Raw genomic sequence first — 15,461 nt, 5'->3', positions numbered from 1 at the left:
GTGCGGGCTCCGGGCCAGTATCCATCGGGGCGTCACCGCCCCGCGGGGAGCCCCGCGCCGGGCCGGGAGCGCCGCGGTGCGGGGCTCCCGCCCCGAGGGTCAGGCGACGGGGGTCCTCCGGGGCTCCGCAGCCCCGTCCCCGCGCCCCGGTCCGTCCGGCGCGGTGACGCCCTCCCCGGTCACCGAGGCGCCGGTCACCCGGCGGCGGAACACCCAGTAGCTCCAGCCCTGGTACAGGAGCACCAGCGGCAGGAAGACCACCGCCACCCACGTCATCACCGTGAGCGTGTAGTCCGCGGAGGACGCGTTGTCCACGGTCAGGCTGAACGCCGGGTCGGTCGTGGAGGGGAGCACGTTCGGGAAGAGCGCCCCGAAGAGCGCGGCGACGGCGGTGAGGACGGTCAGCGCCGTGAACGCGAACGACCACCCCTCGCGCCCCTTCCAGGCCGCGGCGACCCCGCTCACCAGGGCGGAGGCGGCGACGACGACGAGCGGCAGGGTCCACGGGTGGCCGTACGCGGCCTGGGTCCACAGCAGGAAGACGGCCCCCGCGGGGACCGCCGCGCAGGCCGTGCCCAGGGCGGCCCGCCGGGCGCGCGCCCGCACCGGCCCGTCGGTCTTCAGGGTCAGGAAGATCGCCCCGTGCAGGGTGAACAGCGACAGCGTCGTCAGCCCGCCGAGCAGGGCGTAGGGGTTGAGCAGGTCCGGCAGGGAGGCGGTGACGATGTGGTCGGCGTCCATGGCCACGCCCCGCACGATGTTGGCGAACACGACGCCCCACAGCAGGGCGGGTGCGGCACTGCCGAAGAAGATCGCCCGGTCCCACCAGGTCCGCCAGGCGTCGCTGTCGCGCTTGCCCCGGTACTCGAAGGCGACGCCGCGCAGGATCAGGGCGATGAGGATGGCGAACAGCGGGATGTAGAAGCCGCTGAACAGCGAGGCGTACCAGGCGGGGAACGCGGCGAACATGGCGCCGCCCGCGGTGAGCAGCCACACCTCGTTGGCGTCCCACACCGGGCCGATGGAGTTGATGGCGACCCGGCGGTCGACGGAGTTGCGCCTGCCCATGAACGGGAGGAGCGTGCCGACCCCGAAGTCGAACCCCTCCAGGACGAAGTACCCGATCCACAGGACCGAGATGGCGATGAACCAGATGACGGGGAGTTCCATGGTCCGTGGCTCCTAGTAGCTGAAGTGCGGGATCTCGGACTCGTCCTCGTCGTTCTCCAGGGCGGGGACGAGGTGGGAGGGTCCGGCCTTGACGTACTTGACCAGCAGTCCGACCTCCACCACGGCGAGGAGTCCGTAGACGGCGGTGAAGATGCTCAGGCTCATCGCGACGGTCCCGAGGCTCACCCCGGGCGAGACGCTGTCGGCGGTGAGCAGGTAGCCGTGCACCGTCCAGGGCTGCCGGCCCATCTCGGTGAGCACCCAGCCGAAGATGTTCGCGGCCAGGGCGGCGGGCAGGGACAGCATCGCCGCGAGGTAGAACCACCGGTTGGTCGGGGTGCGCTCCCTGCCCCTGGTGAGCCACAGGCCCAGGGCGGCGACGGCGACCCCGGAGAGGCCGAAGCCCATCATCAGGCGGAAGGACCAGTAGACGACGAACACGTTGGGGGTGTAGTCGCCCGGGCCGTAGTACTCCTCGTAGGCCTGCTGGAGGTTGTTCATCCCGTGGACCTCGCCGTCGAACGTGCCGGTCGCGAGGAAGCTGAGCACGTTCGGGACGGTGACGTCGATGGGGTTGTAGCGCTCCTCCGTGTCGCCGACGGCCAGGGCGGAGAAGGGGGCCCCCTCCTCGGTCTCCCACAGGGCCTCGGCGGCGGCGAGCTTCATGGGCTCGTACTCGGCGGCGAGCTTGGCCTGGTGGTCGCCGGAGAAGACGACGACCGCCCCGGCGACGAGGGTGAAGACCAGGCCCACCTTGAGGGTGCCGCGGAAGAGGGCGAAGTCGCTCCTGGGCGGCGTGACGCCCTCGGTGCCGGTGTCGCCGTGCCGCTGGTTGCGCCAGAGCTTGTAGGCGCTGACGCACACGACGAACAGGCCGGCGGTGATGAACGCCGCCGAGACGGTGTGCAGGTAGGTGGACCAGGCCTGGTCGTTGCTGAGGACGGCCCAGATGTCGTTGAGCTCGGCGCGCCCGTTCTCCGGGTTGACGGTGAAGCCGACCGGGTGCCGCATCCACGCGTTGGCGGCGAGGATGAAGTAGGCGGACAGGTTGGTGCCGACCGCCACCATCCAGATGCAGGCCAGGTGGACGCCGCGCGGGAGCCGGTGCCAGCCGAAGATCCAGAGCCCGATGAAGGTCGACTCCAGGAAGAAGGCGAGCAGGGCCTCCATGGCCAGGGGCGCCCCGAACACGTCGCCGACGAACCGGGAGTACTCGCTCCAGTTCATGCCGAACTGGAACTCCTGCACGATGCCGGTGACCACGCCCATGGCGAAGTTGATCAGGAAGAGCTTGCCGAAGAACTGGGTCGCCTGGAGGTACTCGTGCTTGCCGGTGCGGTACCAGAGGGTCTGGAGCACGGCCACGATGAACGACAGTCCGATCGTGAGCGGAACGAACAGGAAGTGGTAGATCGTGGTGACACCGAACTGCCACCTCGCGAGTTCAAGAGCTTCCATGCCCACCTCTCAGGTACCGACCTCCGGTAGTACTACACAATGTAGTGCTACGACGTGTCGTCGCCTCTGCGGGCCCCCGGCAATCGCGTGTGGTCCGCGTCTCGGCGGACGCCCGGGGCGGCGCACGCGGATCGCGCCGCACCGGCCCCGGGTGAGCGAAATCGGCCTGACCTGCGGTGATTCGGTTGCGGTTCTTGCTACGGCCGCCCGTCGGCACAGGGGGGGAGAGTCCTTGTGTGCTTGGGCACACGCCGCGTCGGGCCCTCTCCCGCGGGGTCGGGAGGGGGCCGCACACGACGACGGCGCGCCCCGGTGGTCGGGTGCGCGCCGTCGTCGTGTGCGGGAGCGGTCGGTCAGTCCCCGCCGGAGCCGCTCCGCTCGTCGATCATGCCCTCCATGAGGTTCACCTCCGACTGCTGGGCGTCGATCATCCCCTGGGCGAACCGGGTGACCATCTCCTCGCCGCCCAGGTCCACCTCGGCCTCGGCCATCTCGATGCCGCCCCGGTGGTGGGCGATCATGAGTTCGAGGAACAGGAGTTCGGCCTCCACGCCCTCGGCCTCCTCCAGGGCCTCCAGGTCCTCGGGGCTCGCCAGACCCGGCATGGTGTCGGGGACCTCCCCGCCGCCGTCGCCGTGGTCGTGCCCCTCCATCCAGGTCATCGGAGGCTGGGCCCCCCGGGCGGGCAGGTCCCAGGCCATCAGCCAGCCCTGCATGATGCCGATCTGCGCCTGCTGCGTACGGGTCATGTCGGTGGCGACCGTGTGCAGCTCGGGGTCCTCGGTCTTGTCCAGGATGACCATCGACATGTCCACCGCCTGGGCGTGGTGAGCGCTCATGTCACGCAGGAATCCGGCGTCCGCCCCCGTGTCCAGCGGGTAGGACGGGCGCCCGAGGAGATACCCCGCGGCGAGGGCCAGTGCGACGAGGATCACCGCGGTCCAGGTCGGTACCGAACGCCATGACACCTGCGGGGACGCGCCCTCCTCCGAGAGCCGCTCCGCCCGGGAGCGCTCGTCCTCGTCCGGGGTTCCGTCGGCTTCCCCGACGCCGTCGGCGGCTCCCGAATCGGGGCCGTTCGTCTGTTCCATAGGAACCATCCTGGTCAAATCGCCCAACTGTGGTGCCAAAGTAGAGGATAGATAAGTCCCTTATGTCACCACCCACCTCAGGAGACCCCGTGGCAAAGAAGAAGACGGCGGAGGAGCGCCGCCAACGCGCAGCCGAGCTCAAGGCGCAACGCCTCAAAGAGGAGCGCCGCCGTAAGATCCTTACCATTTCCGGGGTCGTCACCGCTGTGGTTCTGGTGGTGGGCCTGATCGCCTTCCTCGTCTTCATGGAGGTCCGCAGCCGGTCGGTGTCCAACGTGGCCGAGTACGAGGTCCCCTCGTACGAGCACGTCGAGACGGGCCAGCCGGTCGACTACGAGCAGTCCCCGCCCGTGGGCGGCGACCACTGGAGCGCCTGGCAGAACTGCGGCGTGTACCCCGAGCCGGTCACCCCCGAGTTCGCGGTCCACTCCCTGGAGCACGGCGCCGTGTGGATCAACTACGAGCCCGGCCTCCCCGAGGACCAGGTCGAGCAGCTGGTGGGCATGTACAGCGCGGGCGACTACCTCGTCATCAGCCCCTACGAGGGTGAGATGGAGGCGCCGATCGTCGCCTCGAGCTGGGGCCGCCAGATCACGGCCGAGACCGCCGACGACGAGATGCTCCAGCGGTTCGTGCGCCTCTACGAGCGCGGCACCGACGTGCCCGAGCCGGGGGCCTCCTGCTCCGGCCAGGTCGCGGAGACGGCGGCCGAGGTCGAGTCCCTGCTCACCGGTGGGGGAGCCGAGGGCGGCGAGGGCTCCGGCGAGGAGGACCCCGACGCGCCGGCCGAGGGCTCCGAGGAGCAGCCCATGGAGGAAGAGGAGTGACGGCGTCCCCGTCCGCTCCGTGAACGCCTGAGAGGAGGACCCGGCCCCTCGGCCGGGTCCGACGACCGCGGGGGCCGCCGTACGCCGACGGCCCCCGCCCGTGTGTCCGGGACCGGTCAGAGCTCGCCGTCGGGCAGGGGCGGGACGTGCTCGGAGACCAGGTCGCTGACCGTGCTCAGGGCCCCAGCCGGGGCGCCGTGGGCCGGCGGGACCGACAGTTCGACGTAGGCCTCGCGCCCGACGACCGTGTACAGGGTGGGGGCGTCCTCCGGTTGGGGCAGCCAGGCCACGCCGTTGACCTCCTGGAGGAGGGAGTCCGGAGCGAGGACCACGGGCCGCGGGACCCCGCAGCGCAGTCCGATGGCCGGGTCGCCCCAGGCCGCGGTGAGCTCCGAATCGGGGCGCACCCGGGCGCGCTCGGCCTCCAGCAGTGTGTCCGGCAGCGCCTCGACGAGCCCCGCGCAGGTCCGCGCGGTCGCCTCGTCCGCCTCGGGGGGCTCCATCCGCACGGTCTGTGCGCCGCAGCCCGTGGCCACGAGCGCGACGGCCAGAGCCGCTCCGGCGAACCGCTTCAGCACAAGCAACCCCCGGGGTGCCGCCGACGCGGCGGAGCGCGTCAGATGTTGACGATGGGACAGGTGAGGGTCCTGGCGATCCCGTCCAACCGCTGGATCCGCGCCACCACGAGGGTGCCCAGCGAGTCGATGTCGGAGGCCTCGGCCTGGACGATCACATCGTAGGGCCCGGTCACGTCGTGGGCCGTCTCGACCCCCTCGATGCCCCGGATCCGCTCCGCCACCTCCGCAGCCTGACCGACCTCGGTCTGGATCAGGATGTATGCCTGCACCATGAGAACTCCTTCGTGTGCGCCGGGTGTGGGCGGTGAGCGGTTCCCGGCCGAGCCGGGGGTGCGGCCGATGACGAACGGATGACGGACGTGGGTCCGGACCGCTGCGCCGGAGCGTCACCGTACCCTGATCCCTGTGCAGAACACCATTGGGGGTCTGGGGGAGTTCGCTCTGATCACGCGCGTGACGAGCCAATTCCCCACGACGGACGATGTAATCCTCGGACCCGGCGACGACGCGGCGGTCGTCGCGGCGCCCGACGGCCGAACGGTCGCGACCACCGACCTGCTGGTCGAGGGGCGCCACTTCCGGAGGGAGTGGTCCACCGCCCGGGACGTCGGCCACCGGGCCGTCGCCCAGAACTTCGCCGACATCGCCGCGATGGGCGCCCGTCCCACCGGCCTCCTCATCGGCTTCGCCGCCCCCTCCGACCTCCCCGTGGCCTGGGCGGAGGAGTTCACCGCCGGTGTGCGCGACGAGTGCGCGGTCGCGGGCGGGGCCGTCGTGGGCGGCGACATGGTCGGTTCGGACACCCTCACCATCGCCGTCACCGCCCTCGGCGACCTCCAGGGGAGGGCGCCCGTCCGCCGGGACGGGGCCCGGCCGGGCGACGTGGTCGCCTACACCGGTCACCTCGGGCTGTCCGCCGCCGGCCTGGCCCTGCTGGAACGGGGGATCGACGGCCCGGCCGAGTGCCTGTCCGAGCACCGCCGCCCCAGCCCGCCCTACGCGCGGGGCGTCGAGGCGGCCCGGCTCGGCGCCACCGCCATGCTCGACGTGAGCGACGGCCTCGTGCAGGACCTCGGGCACGTCTGCCGGGCCGGCGGCGTACGCATCGACCTGGACTCGGCGGCGCTGCGCCCCGACCCCGCACTCCTGGAGGCGGTCGCCGTTCTCGGCGCCGAGGGGCCCGGGGCGGCGGCGGAGGCCGCGGTCGCCCTCATGGTCGCGGGAGGGGAGGACCACGCGCTGGTCGCGGCGTTCCCCCCGGGCACCGCCCTGCCGGGCCACTGGCACCGGATCGGGTCGGTCACCGATCCCGCGGCAGGGACGCCTGGCGGTGGCGGGGCGGGGGACGAGAACCCTGTCACAGTGGACGGGCGTGCGCCCCGGAACAGGGGCTGGGATCATTTCCGCGAAGGGTGAGCCCCTTTGGATTTGTCCTGTTTGGCTGTCACGCTAGGCTTTGCCAACGCGGCCCGCGTCTCGTTCCGGGCTGACCGCCCGGGTCCGTGTGGCGCGGCGGCCCCGGAAAGCCCCATGAGGAGCGGCCCGGGAACGGGCGGAGAAGACATCCCGGCGTGACCGAGGGCGACGGGCGGGCAGCGGAGCGTCGAGAGGCGGTTTATGGGGCGCCATGGCTGGCAGAACGGCACCCGGCGGGGTGCGCACCGCAGTGAGCCGACGGACGTCGGCGCGCTGCGACGGCTCGGCGGCCTCATCGAGAGCACGGTGCCCAAACGCGTCGAACCGCCCCGGCTCCTCAACGTGCTCGTCGTCTCCGGTGTCATCCTCGGGCTGATCCTGTTCGGCTACAGCACCACGCAGATCTATCTGCAGTTCGGCGGCGCGCCGGGGTCGAGCCGGACGCCGGGGACGCAGGACGGGGCCCAGCCGACCCACGACGCCTCCCCGGGGACGGAGGGGGACGAGTCGGCCGCCGACCGGCCCCGGGTCCCGCAGAACCAGGCGGGCGCGGAGCCCACCACGGTCGCCTACCAGGTGCTGGGGACGACGTCGGCCGGGTTCACCGGCCACGTCACCGTCACCAACACCTCGCGGACCAGGCTCGACGCCTGGGAACTGGCCCTGGCCTTCGACAGCGCCGAGATCACCGACGTGACCGACGCCGACTGGGAGCCGATCGACGACGGCATCCTCGCCCGGCAGCCCGGGGACCGGGACGGGCTGGACCCGGGAGCCTCCGCCACCCTGACCTTCGAGGCCCTGGGCGTTCCGCAGAGCCCGGTGCGCTGCTCCCTCAACGGGCACGTCTGCGAGCTGTGACCCCGGCGGCCGGAGCACGGCCGCCCCCGTGCGGCCGGGCCGCCGCGCCCGGTCCCGTACCGTCGGGGCGGAGGCACGACGAAGGCCCCCCGACCGTGGTCGGAGGGCCATCGAGGAACATGCAGCGGTGCGGGGACCCTAGCGGGTCACCTTGCCGGCCTTGATGCACGAGGTGCAGGCGTTCACGCGCTTGGGCGTGCCACCGACACGGGTGCGAACAGTCTGGATGTTGGGGTTCCAGCGGCGGCGGGTGCGACGGTGCGAGTGGGAAACACTGTTACCGAACCCTGGTCCCTTGCCGCAAACGTCGCATACGGAAGCCACGGTAACTCCATTCAAGCGCTCAGGATCGCGCACGTCGCCGCACGCGAAGATTCATCCGACCGGGAGAGGTCGGGCGGACAGGTCGGCGCGGACGCCAACCGTGGAAGAGTACACGAAGGACAAGGCCGTACACGGATCAGACCGCTGGCCAGCGCCCGTACGCGCAACGGTGGAACGTGGTGTGGTCGAGGACCCCAGCACCCACCGGCGCATCGAATCCCCCATGGCGGGCATGGCGAAAACGCGATGAACTCTGACGAGTATACCCCGGTCCGGTGGGGCGGACGCCCGGCCGCCGACGGGGCCCGCCGACGGCCGGCCCCCGGAATCCCGGCGGACGACGACGCGGTGGGCGCCCGAGCGTCGCAGCGGGGGTCTACCGTTGCGGTGACCAGCGATCCAGAGACGCCGGGACGGGAACAGACGTGACTACCTGGGACGAACCGCTGAGCAGGGGACCGCTCAGGGGCAAGACGGCGAAGGCGCTCGCCGAGAAGCTCGACCTGCACACCCTCGGTGACCTGCTGCGCTACTACCCGCGCAGGTACGACCGGCGGGGCGACCTCACCGACCTCGCCGCGCTGCGCGAGGGGGAGGAGGTCACCGTGCAGGCCCGCGTCCTGGACGCGAGGAGGCGGACCGTCCCCGCCAGGCAGGGGCGCCGGCGCATGGACATGATGGAGGCCACCGTCACCGACGGCACCGGCCGCCTGCACCTGACCTTCTTCAACCGGGGCTCGTACCACCAGAACGCGCTCGTCCCCGGGCGGCTGGCCATGTTCTCCGGGCGGGTGTCCACCTTCAAGGGCCGCCGCCAGCTCGACCACCCCCAGTACGAGCTCCTCGACGAGGAGGGCGACACGGAGGAGCGGGCCCAGGCCTACGCCGACGAGCTCATCCCCGTGTACCCGGCGGTCAAGGGCCTGGACTCCACGACGATCGCGCGCACGGTCGCCACCGTCCTCGCCGACGTCGACAGCCTCCCCGACCCGCTCCCCCCCGGGCTGCGCGGGAGCCGCGGGCTGCTCGGCGTCGCCGACGCGCTGCGCCGCATCCACCGGCCCGCGGAGTGGGCCGACGTCGGCGCGGCCCGGCGCCGCCTCAAGTGGGACGAGGCGTTCGTGCTCCAGCTCGCGCTCGCCCGCCGCCGCAGGCAGGCCGAGGAGCTGCCGGCCAAGCCCCGGCCCGGGGTGGACGGGGGGATCCTCGACGCCTTCGACGCACAGCTCCCGTTCACGCTCACCGACGGCCAGAGGGAGGTCGGCGAACGCCTCGCCCGGCGCCTCGACGCCTCCCACCCCATGCACTGCCTGCTCCAGGGCGACGTGGGCGCGGGCAAGACCCTGGTGGCGCTGCGCGCGATGCTCCGCGTGGTCGACTCCGGCGGCCAGGCGGTCATGCTCGCCCCCACCGAGGTCCTCGCCCAGCAGCACCACCGCTCCGTCAACGCCATGCTCGGCGCCCTCGGACGCGCCGGGCAGATCGACGGGGCCGACACCGCGACCAGGGTCGCCCTGCTCACCGGTTCCATGAACGCGGCCGCCCGCAGGGAGGCCCTGCTGGACGCCGCCTCCGGCGCCGCGGGGATCGTCGTCGGCACCCACGCCCTCCTCCAGGAGCACGTGTCCTTCGCGGACCTGGGGCTCGTGGTGGTGGACGAGCAGCACCGGTTCGGTGTGGAGCAGCGCGACGCCCTGCGGGAGAAGGCCGTGGACGGCCGTCCGCACGTGCTCGTGATGACCGCCACGCCGATCCCGCGCACCGTCGCGATGACCGTCTACGGGGACCTCGACGTGGTCGCCCTCACACAGCTGCCCTCCGGGCGGGCCCCCGTCTCCACGCACGTGGTGCCCGCCGCGGAGAAGCCGCACTTCCTGACCCGGGGCTGGGAGCGCATCAGGGAGGAGGCGGCCGAGGGCCACCAGGCCTTCGTGGTCTGTCCGAGGATCGGCGACGACGACGCCGGGGAGGCCGGCGAGGAGGTCGGCGCCGCCCCGGAGGGGGACGCCCCCGGCGGGCGCCCCCCGCTCGCCGTGCTGGAGGTGGCGGCCCGGCTCGCGGAGGGCCCGCTCTCCGGTCTGCGTGTGGAGAGTCTGCACGGCCGGATGGCCCCGGACGACAAGGACGCCGTCATGCGCCGCTTCTCCGCGGGGGAGACCGACGCGGTCGTCTCCACCACCGTCATCGAGGTCGGCGTGGACGTGCCCAACGCCACTGTGATGGTCATCATGGACGCGGACCGGTTCGGGGTCTCCCAGCTCCACCAGCTGAGGGGCCGGGTCGGGCGGGGCGGGCTGCCCGGGCTGTGCCTGCTGGTCACCGACGCGGAGGAGGGCTCGCCGGCCCGGGAGCGGCTGGCGGCCGTGGCGGCGACCACCGACGGGTTCGAGCTGTCCCGCGTGGACCTGGAGATGAGGCGCGAGGGCGACGTCCTGGGCGACTCCCAGTCGGGGGCCCGCTCCAGCCTGCGGATGCTCACCCTGCTCAAGGACGAGGAGTTGATCGGCGAGGCCCGGGAGGAGGCCACCGCCTACGTGGCCGAGGACCCCGGGCTGGAGGCCCACCCCCCGCTGGCCGAGGCCCTCGAGGCGCTCCTCCCGGAGGAGCGGGCGGAGTACCTCGACAAGACCTGACCGGGGAGGCGAGGGGCCGGGCGCGAGGCGGCCGGGGCTGTCCGGGGTTCTCCTGCCCCGGACGGGACACTCCGCTCCGCCGCGCCCCGGCCCCGTGTCCGGCGCGACCCGCCGGGCGTCCGGGCCCGCCCCCGTGGGGTTCCGGGATCCGGCTCCGCCCCGGCGGAGTCCCGGCCCCTGCGGCGCACCGGGCCCCGCCCGCCGACCCGCCCGTCCACAGGCGGGCGACGGGTCTGGCGGGCCCCGCCGACCGGCCTACCGTGGTATCAGGGGGCCGCCGGCTCCGCCCGCACCGTGCTGCCCCCGGTCGGCACCGCGGCCCGCCGCCCCCGGCCGCTACCGTGGGGGCATGACCCGCATCATCGCCGGGACGGCCCGCGGACGGCGCATCTCCGCGCCCGACGGCCGCAACACCCGCCCCACCAGCGACCGCGCCCGCGAGGCGCTGTTCTCCTCCGCCCGGTCCGACCTCGGCCCGCTCGACGGCCTCCGCGTCCTGGACCTGTACGCGGGCTCCGGGGCGATCGGCCTGGAGGCCCTGTCCCGCGGCGCCGCCCACGCGCTGCTGGTGGAGGCCGACCGCAAGGCCGCCCAGGTGATCCGGGACAACATCGCGGTGCTCGGGTTCTCCGGAGCGCGCCTGGCGTCCGACCGGGTGGAACGGGTCGTCGGCCAGGACAACCCCGGCGCGCCCTACGACCTCGTGGTGGCCGACCCGCCCTACGCCGTCACCGACGACGAGGTCGCCGGAGTCCTCGGTGACCTCGCCGGGCGCGGCTGGCTCACCCCGGACGCCCTCGTCGTCGTCGAGCGCTCCAAGCGCGGCGCCGAACCCGCGTGGCCCCCGGGGCTGGAGCTCGACCGCAGCCGCGGGTACGGGGAGGCGGTTCTCTGGTACGCCCGCCCGTCACCCTCCACCGCCCTCGACTGACGCCTGCGGCGCGGTTCCTCCAGGGCCCGTCACCCACACGCCCCCGCGCCCGCCTGCGGCGCCCCGCCCCCGGTCCCCGCGGTTCCGCGCCCCTCCCCGGTGCGTTCCCGCACACCCCCGTCCGCCCCCCACGAGCGCCTCCGGCCACGACGAGAACCGGTCGAAAGCGGGCAGAGTGTCTGTTTTCGCACATGCGGGGTAGGGGTCCCCGGGGGCGGGGGGTGAGTCCGGGGCGGTTGTCGTGCGACAAGCGCACGAGAGTCCGGACCGTGCGTGAATGCGGACACTAAGTGGGTGTTGCCCGGATTGGCGCAGGAGTGAGCCCCTACCATCGCGTTACCCGAAGGTAGTTCTTGAGAGGGGCGATCCACCGTGCGCCGTGTCGTCTGTCCGGGGTCCTTCGACCCGGTGACCTACGGTCATATCGACATCATCGGCAGGGCGGCCAAGCAGTACGACGAGGTCGTCGCCGCCGTGCTCAACAACGTCAACAAGCGCGGGCTGTTCAGCGTCCCGGAGAAGCTGGACATGCTGGAGGAGGGCACCGCGGAGTTCGACAACGTCCGGATCAGCGAGTTCGACGGCCTCCTCGTCGACTTCTGCCGCGAGAACGGCATCGAGACCATCGTGCGCAGCCTGCGCTCGGTCAGCGATTTCGACTACGAGCTCCAGATCGCCCAGATGAACTACCGCCTCTCGGGTGTGGAGACGGTGTTCATGACGGCGAACCCCCAGTACTCGTTCCTGTCCTCCAGCCTGGTGCGCGAGATCGCCCAGCACAGGGGCGACGTCTCCAGCCTGGTCACCCCCTACGTCCAGGGCCGCCTGCGGGAGAAGTACGCGAAGAGGGACTCCCAGGGCTGAGGGGCTCCGGCCCGCGGATCCGCCGCACGCGCGGGTCCCGGTCCCGCCCCGCGGCGGCGCGGACGGCGCCCGACCCTGTTCCGGAAGGCCCTGGCACAGCGCTGATCGGGGCCTGATTTGGGTGGTCGGGGACATGATAGGTAGGATCAGGGTTTGACCATGGGCGTCGCCGGTTCTCGGTGTGCGCTCGCGCTGGTCGCGGCCGTCGTCACGACGCCTTCCGCGCGCCCGGCGACCCGTCTTCTCGTGAAAGCGCGATTACCCTGTCTCGTCTAGATCCTCGCGACCCGTTCGTGGTCGACACCCGCCAGCTGGGCCGCCAGCCGGGGTCGATGCGGACCGTCAACCGCATCGTGACCGTCCCCGAGGCGTTCGCGACGGCGATGGCAGCCGTGCCCGAGGGCAGCGAGGTCGAGCTGGACCTGCGGCTGGAGGCGGTGATGGAGGGCGTCCTCGTCACCGGCACCGTGCGCGGCCAGCTCACCGCGGAGTGCTCGCGCTGCCTCGACCCCCTGTCCGACGACATGGAGGCGGGCTTCCAGGAGATGTACCGCTACCCCGGCGACGAGGACGACAAGGTCTCCGGGGCGGACGAGGACGCGGCCGACGAGGATGAGGACTACTATCTAGAGGGCGATCTGCTCGACCTCGAACCAGTGGTCCGAGACGCCGTCGTGCTGGCGCTCCCACTCTCACCGCTGTGCGGACCGGACTGCCCCGGCCTGTGCTCCGAGTGCGGGGCCAAACTCGCCGAGGTCGGCCCCGACCACGGCCACGGTGACAACGTCGACCCCCGTTGGGAGGCGCTCCGCGATCTCGCGGACGACCCCGGCGAACGATGAGCTCGTGAACCGATCGCGGACGGCGCCTGTCGGCGCCGGCGACGACCGGAGCACACCCTCCCCGCCACAGCGCGCGGGGTGACCAGATAAGCGACCTCCCGCGACCGCGCGGGGGTGACCCAGGAGGATTGAAGTGGCCGTCCCGAAGCGGAAGATGTCGCGGAGCAACACCCGGACCCGCCGTTCCCAGTGGAAGGCTTCGCGCCCGGTGCTGGTCAACTGCCCGCGCTGCCGTGACCCGAAGCAGCCCCACATCGCGTGCCCGACGTGCGGCACCTACAACAACCGCCAGGTCATCAACCCGGCCTAGGCGCGGATGACAGGCTTCGGGTCCCGGTACCCGATTCCCGACTCATCTCGGGGCGGACCCTCCACGGGTCCGCCCCGTCGTGCTTGCCGGGGCGGGGAGGCCGCCGGCGCCCTGACCGGGCGGGCGCTCGCGAGACAGCGCGGCGCCGGGGTTTGTAGAGTGATCCCAGAGACAGCGGGCACACGACGACAAGCAACAGGAACACCGAGCACCACACCAGAGATCCGGGCCCCTCGGGTTCCCGAGTTCGTGGTGGTTGCCGGGGGAGCGGACGCTCCCGCGACGGTCACCTCGTTTTCGAGCACCCCTGACGGGCCGCGGGGTCCACACCCGACTCCAGCCGTCCGCGCGCCGCTCCACGGCGCGTACGAACAGGGAAGTGAACGAGTGGCTAGCCAACTCTCCGTCTCCGAGGCCCGGGCTTTCCATCGGGCCATCGGGGTCGAGGTCGACTCGAAGATCCTGCTCCGGGCCCTGACCCACCGCTCCTACGCCTACGAGAAGGGCGGGCTGCCGACCAACGAGCGCCTGGAGTTCCTGGGCGACTCCGTCCTCGGCCTGGTGGTGACCGACACCCTCTTCCGCAAGCACCCCGACCTGCCCGAGGGGCAGCTCGCCAAGCTGCGGGCCGCCGTCGTCAACATGCGCGCGCTCGCCGACGTGGCCCGCGGCCTGGGCATCGGCGCCTACATCCGCCTCGGCCGGGGCGAGGAGGGCACCGGGGGCCGGGACAAGTCCTCGATCCTCGCCGACACCCTCGAGGCCATCATTGGCGCCGTCTACCTGGACAGGGGTCTGGACGTGGCGTCGGAGTTCGTGCACAGGCTCTTCGACCCGCTCATCGCCACCGCCTCCGGGCTGGGGGCGGGCCTGGACTGGAAGACCTCCCTCCAGGAGCTCACCGCGGCCGAGATGCTCGGCGTCCCCGAGTACCACGTGGACGAGAGCGGCCCCGACCACCAGAAGACCTTCCGGGCCACGGTCCGCGTCGCGGGGGAGAGCTACGGCCTGGGCGAGGGCCGCAGCAAGAAGGAGGCCGAGCAGCAGGCCGCCGAGTCCGCGTGGAAGGCCATCAAGGCCAGGTCCGAGGCACGGGCCGCCGAGACCGCCGGGGACAACACCTCCGGCGAGGGCCGGGGCTGAGGCGGCCATGCCCGAACTGCCCGAGGTCGAGGTCGTCCGCCGCGGACTGGCCGAACACGCGGTCGGCCGTTCCATCGGCGCCGTCGAGGTCCTGCACCCCAGGTCGGTACGGCGCCACGAGCCCGGCGCCGCCGACTTCGCCGCCCGTCTGGAGGGCCGTGTCCCCACGTCGGCACGCCGGCGCGGGAAGTACCTGTGGCTCGTCCTGGACAGCGGCGAGATGCTCCTCGCCCACCTGGGGATGAGCGGGCAGATGCTGGTCCAGCCCGCGGGCAAGCCCGACGAGCGTCACCTGCGGGTGCGCCTGCCCCTCTCGGACGGCGCCGAACTGCGCTTCGTGGACCAGCGGACCTTCGGCCACGTGATGGTGGACGTTCCCGGCGAGCGCGTCGACGTGCCGTCGTCCGTGGACCACATCGCCCTGGACCCGCTGGACCCCGCGTTCGTCCCGGAGGCGTTCGTGCGGGCGCTGCGCGCGAGGGACACCGAGGTCAAGCGGGCGCTGCTGGACCAGTCGCTCATCAGCGGCGTCGGCAACATCTACGCGGACGAGGCGCTGTGGCGGGCCGGCCTGCACTGGGCGCACTCCACGCGGGCCCTGTCGGGCGGCCGGGCGACGGAGCTGCTGGGGCACGCGCGCGACGTGATGACCGAGGCGCTGGAGGTGGGAGGGACCACCTTCGACGGCCTGTACGTCAACGTCAACGGGGAGAGCGGCTACTTCTCACGCGGGCTCAACGCCTACGGGCGGAGGGACCGGCCGTGCGGCCGCTGCGGCACGGCCATCGTGCGCGAGGCGTTCATGAACCGCTCCTCGTTCAGCTGTCCGCGCTGCCAGAAGCGGCCGCGACCGCGCTCCTGAGGGGACACGGGACCAGGGCACGGGCCCGGCGGGTGACCCGGTGGATTCCGGGAGCACTCTTGCCGTGCTCCTGACGGAGTCCTGGACGTCCCGGTGCCGGACCTTGGGCGTGTCGGTGAGAGAACTCTGTCTGTCGGGTAAGGAAGCAGGT

General features: G+C 72.5%; 16 protein-coding genes. 10 read left to right on the top strand and 6 right to left on the bottom strand.

Annotated features, from left to right (window positions below):
- Positions 1 to 99: 99 nt before the first annotated feature.
- The 3 genes from cydB to OUQ99_RS26345 form a co-directional block, all read right to left on the bottom strand.
- Positions 100 to 1,170 (bottom strand): cytochrome d ubiquinol oxidase subunit II, encoded by a 1,071-nt coding sequence (gene cydB / locus OUQ99_RS26355; RefSeq protein WP_267946471.1) that lies wholly within the window; start codon positions 1,168 to 1,170, stop codon positions 100 to 102.
- A gap of 12 nt (positions 1,171 to 1,182) precedes the next feature.
- Entirely contained in the window at positions 1,183 to 2,628 is a 1,446-nt protein-coding gene (locus OUQ99_RS26350; protein ID WP_267946470.1) for a cytochrome ubiquinol oxidase subunit I, read from the bottom strand.
- Between the two features lie 353 nt (positions 2,629 to 2,981).
- Positions 2,982 to 3,719 carry a DUF305 domain-containing protein gene (locus OUQ99_RS26345; RefSeq protein WP_267946469.1) on the bottom strand — a complete coding sequence of 246 codons (738 nt, stop codon included), beginning with the start codon at positions 3,717 to 3,719 and terminating at the stop codon, positions 2,982 to 2,984.
- Positions 3,720 to 3,808: 89 nt separating this feature from the next.
- Here OUQ99_RS26345 and OUQ99_RS26340 point away from each other — a divergent pair, with 89 nt between their 5' ends.
- On the top strand, positions 3,809 to 4,546 hold the full coding sequence (locus tag OUQ99_RS26340) for a DUF3105 domain-containing protein (protein ID WP_267946468.1): 738 nt from the start codon (positions 3,809 to 3,811) through the stop codon (positions 4,544 to 4,546).
- Positions 4,547 to 4,662: 116 nt separating this feature from the next.
- On the opposite strand, the gene OUQ99_RS26335 is transcribed toward OUQ99_RS26340, so the two are convergent.
- The gene (locus OUQ99_RS26335; protein ID WP_267946467.1) at positions 4,663 to 5,124 is read right to left on the bottom strand and encodes a DUF3515 domain-containing protein; all 462 of its coding nucleotides are present in this window, start codon (positions 5,122 to 5,124) and stop codon (positions 4,663 to 4,665) included.
- 38 nt (positions 5,125 to 5,162) lie between these two features.
- Positions 5,163 to 5,396 carry an Lrp/AsnC family transcriptional regulator gene (locus tag OUQ99_RS26330; protein WP_267946466.1) on the bottom strand — a complete coding sequence of 78 codons (234 nt, stop codon included), beginning with the start codon at positions 5,394 to 5,396 and terminating at the stop codon, positions 5,163 to 5,165.
- Positions 5,397 to 5,529: 133 nt separating this feature from the next.
- Between OUQ99_RS26330 and OUQ99_RS26325 the strand changes: the two genes are divergently transcribed.
- Both OUQ99_RS26325 and OUQ99_RS26320 read left to right on the top strand, forming a co-directional pair.
- Entirely contained in the window at positions 5,530 to 6,540 is a 1,011-nt protein-coding gene (locus OUQ99_RS26325) for a thiamine-phosphate kinase (RefSeq protein ID WP_267946465.1), read from the top strand.
- 201 nt (positions 6,541 to 6,741) lie between these two features.
- Positions 6,742 to 7,401 carry a cellulose binding domain-containing protein gene (locus OUQ99_RS26320; RefSeq protein WP_267946464.1) on the top strand — a complete coding sequence of 220 codons (660 nt, stop codon included), beginning with the start codon at positions 6,742 to 6,744 and terminating at the stop codon, positions 7,399 to 7,401.
- 138 nt (positions 7,402 to 7,539) lie between these two features.
- On the opposite strand, the gene rpmB is transcribed toward OUQ99_RS26320, so the two are convergent.
- The gene (gene rpmB, locus OUQ99_RS26315; protein ID WP_013151263.1) at positions 7,540 to 7,725 is read right to left on the bottom strand and encodes a 50S ribosomal protein L28; all 186 of its coding nucleotides are present in this window, start codon (positions 7,723 to 7,725) and stop codon (positions 7,540 to 7,542) included.
- Positions 7,726 to 8,150: 425 nt separating this feature from the next.
- On the opposite strand from rpmB, the gene recG reads away from it, so the two are divergent.
- The 7 genes from recG to mutM all read left to right on the top strand — a co-directional run bounded on the left by recG (position 8,151) and on the right by mutM (position 15,310).
- Positions 8,151 to 10,358: an ATP-dependent DNA helicase RecG gene (gene recG / locus OUQ99_RS26310; RefSeq protein ID WP_267946463.1), complete on the top strand. Its 2,208-nt coding sequence runs from the start codon at positions 8,151 to 8,153 to the stop codon at positions 10,356 to 10,358.
- A gap of 349 nt (positions 10,359 to 10,707) precedes the next feature.
- On the top strand, positions 10,708 to 11,289 hold the full coding sequence (gene rsmD, locus OUQ99_RS26305; RefSeq protein ID WP_267946462.1) for a 16S rRNA (guanine(966)-N(2))-methyltransferase RsmD: 582 nt from the start codon (positions 10,708 to 10,710) through the stop codon (positions 11,287 to 11,289).
- 372 nt (positions 11,290 to 11,661) lie between these two features.
- On the top strand, positions 11,662 to 12,153 hold the full coding sequence (gene coaD / locus OUQ99_RS26300; RefSeq protein ID WP_267946461.1) for a pantetheine-phosphate adenylyltransferase: 492 nt from the start codon (positions 11,662 to 11,664) through the stop codon (positions 12,151 to 12,153).
- 293 nt (positions 12,154 to 12,446) lie between these two features.
- Positions 12,447 to 12,995: a YceD family protein gene (locus tag OUQ99_RS26295; RefSeq protein ID WP_267946460.1), complete on the top strand. Its 549-nt coding sequence runs from the start codon at positions 12,447 to 12,449 to the stop codon at positions 12,993 to 12,995.
- A 133-nt stretch (positions 12,996 to 13,128) separates the two neighbouring features.
- The gene (gene rpmF, locus OUQ99_RS26290; RefSeq protein WP_121187691.1) at positions 13,129 to 13,305 is read left to right on the top strand and encodes a 50S ribosomal protein L32; all 177 of its coding nucleotides are present in this window, start codon (positions 13,129 to 13,131) and stop codon (positions 13,303 to 13,305) included.
- Positions 13,306 to 13,692: 387 nt separating this feature from the next.
- Positions 13,693 to 14,448, top strand: a complete 756-nt coding sequence (gene rnc / locus OUQ99_RS26285; RefSeq protein ID WP_267946459.1) for a ribonuclease III — start codon at positions 13,693 to 13,695, stop codon at positions 14,446 to 14,448.
- 7 nt (positions 14,449 to 14,455) lie between these two features.
- Entirely contained in the window at positions 14,456 to 15,310 is an 855-nt protein-coding gene (gene mutM, locus OUQ99_RS26280) for a bifunctional DNA-formamidopyrimidine glycosylase/DNA-(apurinic or apyrimidinic site) lyase (RefSeq protein WP_267946458.1), read from the top strand.
- The last annotated feature ends 151 nt before the right edge of the window (positions 15,311 to 15,461 follow it).

This window comes from Streptomonospora nanhaiensis (genome assembly GCF_026642255.1).
Taxonomy (GTDB): Bacteria; Actinomycetota; Actinomycetes; order Streptosporangiales; family Streptosporangiaceae; genus Nocardiopsis; species Nocardiopsis tropica.
This window is presented reverse-complemented; position numbering and strand designations above follow the sequence as displayed.

Coding starts and splice junctions, on each gene's coding strand:
- cydB (WP_267946471.1), bottom strand. CDS start 1,170: ATGGAACTCCCCGTCATCTGGTTCATCGCCATCTCGGTCCTGTGGATC.
- OUQ99_RS26350 (WP_267946470.1), bottom strand. CDS start 2,628: ATGGAAGCTCTTGAACTCGCGAGGTGGCAGTTCGGTGTCACCACGATC.
- OUQ99_RS26345 (WP_267946469.1), bottom strand. CDS start 3,719: ATGGAACAGACGAACGGCCCCGATTCGGGAGCCGCCGACGGCGTCGGG.
- OUQ99_RS26330 (WP_267946466.1), bottom strand. CDS start 5,396: ATGGTGCAGGCATACATCCTGATCCAGACCGAGGTCGGTCAGGCTGCG.
- OUQ99_RS26320 (WP_267946464.1), top strand. CDS start 6,742: ATGGGGCGCCATGGCTGGCAGAACGGCACCCGGCGGGGTGCGCACCGC.
- rsmD (WP_267946462.1), top strand. CDS start 10,708: ATGACCCGCATCATCGCCGGGACGGCCCGCGGACGGCGCATCTCCGCG.
- mutM (WP_267946458.1), top strand. CDS start 14,456: ATGCCCGAACTGCCCGAGGTCGAGGTCGTCCGCCGCGGACTGGCCGAA.